Below are 1,568 nucleotides of genomic sequence, written 5' to 3'. Positions count from 1 at the left end.
AAAGCCCCCCGCCCCGTCGATGATCTCCGCCTCCGGCGCAGCGATGTCCGGGCCGATCTCGGCGATGATGCCGTCCCGGATCAGGAGCGACTGGCCAGCGGCGAGTGTTCCCTGCTCCACGTCGACGATCGTCAAGTCGGAAAGGAGCGTGGTCTGCCCGACGGCCTGCGCGGCGGCCAGAACGCCGAGGATCAGCGCGGCCATATGTCGGGCGGCGGCCTTCATGGGTCGGACACGCGCAGCACGAGCTTGCCCGCGACCTCGCCGGCCTCGATGCGCTCGTGCGCGGCCCGTGCCTGCTCGAGCGGCAGAACCTCGGCGACGACGGGCGCGATGCGACCTGCTGAAAGCATGTCGAAGAGCGTCGCCAGGTCCTCGCAGAACCACTCGGGATGCCTCCGTCGCATCGCCCCGATCGAGTAGAAGGCGGTGGCATGCCCGTTCGGCAGCCAGTCCCAGAGCTTGAGCTTCACGAAGTCGAGCGGGATCGAACCGCCGCGCCCCGTCACCTCGTTCTGGAAGCCGAAGGCGACGAGCATTCCGCCGGGCTTCAGGACATGGAAGGACGGCGAGAGGCTGTCGCCGCCGAGCGGATCGAAGACGGCGTCCACGCCGCCGCCGGTCGCGGCCAGCATGGCGTCCTCGTCCGCGCCCGCCGCGATCGGCGTGGCACCGAGGCTGCGGATCAGGTCGTGCTTGGCGGGAATGTCGGTGCCGCAGGTGTCAATCCCCGCGTCGCGCGCGAGTTGCAGCATCGAAGTGCCCACGGCGCCGCCCGCCCCGTGGATCAGGAGGCTCTGGCCCGCCTTCAGCTTCGCCACGCGGTGCAGCATCTGGTAGGGCGTGACCGCCGAGAGGATCATGGCCAGCGCATCGACCTCGGACAGGCCGTCCGGAACCCGCGTCAGCCGGTCCTCGGGAAGGCACATGTAGTCGGAATAGGCCCCGATGGTCGTCAGGTCCGCGACGCGGTCGCCCGGACGGAACGCACGGGCCTTGGGTCCGAGGGCGTCGACCACGCCGACCATGTCGTATCCGAGCGGAAACGGCGGCCTGTCCTTCACGTCCGGATAGAGACCCTTGCGGATCATCACGTCCGTGAACGCCGCGCTGGTCACGAGAACGCGGACGCGGACCTCGGCCCCCTCGGGCTCAGGGAGCGTGTCCACCTGCTCCAGCCGGAGGCGGTCGACGCCCCCGAACCCGCTGATCACCATGCGTCTCCAGGTCATTGCCTGTCTCCCGTGTTGTGGCGGACGCCGCCCGCCTTTCCGGCGACCGCGCGCCCGGCGGGGGTCGGGCGGTCGCACCCGTTATCCGCGCCCGACATGTCAGGCCTCCGACGGGCGGAGGCGGCCGCGCGGGGCGGCGGGGACCACCTCGGTCACGGCCGTCCTGCGGGTCAGCATCTCGTCCCGCTTCCACAAGGTGACGCCCGCCGCGATCGCCGCGAGGATCCAGGTGTCGTAGGGCTGGGCGTCCGGCCAGAACGGGTTGATCAGGAGCCAGTGGAACATCATCGGCAGAAGCAGGCTGCCCCGCGCGCTGTTGAAGATCGGCGTGACGAG

General features: G+C 70.3%; 1 protein-coding gene and 2 pseudogenes. All 3 read right to left on the bottom strand.

The features are described from left to right. Positions 1-204, bottom strand: a pseudogene (locus tag ACTS11_RS09045) (hypothetical protein); the annotation flags it as partial. Between the two features lie 17 nt (positions 205-221). Then, complete coding sequence (locus ACTS11_RS09040; protein WP_442639996.1) at positions 222-1,232, bottom strand: medium chain dehydrogenase/reductase family protein; 1,011 nt, start codon at positions 1,230-1,232, stop codon at positions 222-224. A gap of 99 nt (positions 1,233-1,331) precedes the next feature. Next, positions 1,332-1,568 (bottom strand): annotated as a pseudogene (locus ACTS11_RS09035) (CPBP family intramembrane glutamate endopeptidase); the annotation flags it as partial.

This window comes from Roseicyclus sp. (assembly GCF_052168335.1).
Taxonomy (GTDB): Bacteria; Pseudomonadota; Alphaproteobacteria; order Rhodobacterales; family Rhodobacteraceae; genus Roseibacterium.
The sequence above is the reverse complement of the archived record's forward strand: the minus strand, read 5'-3'. Positions and strand labels throughout refer to the sequence as shown.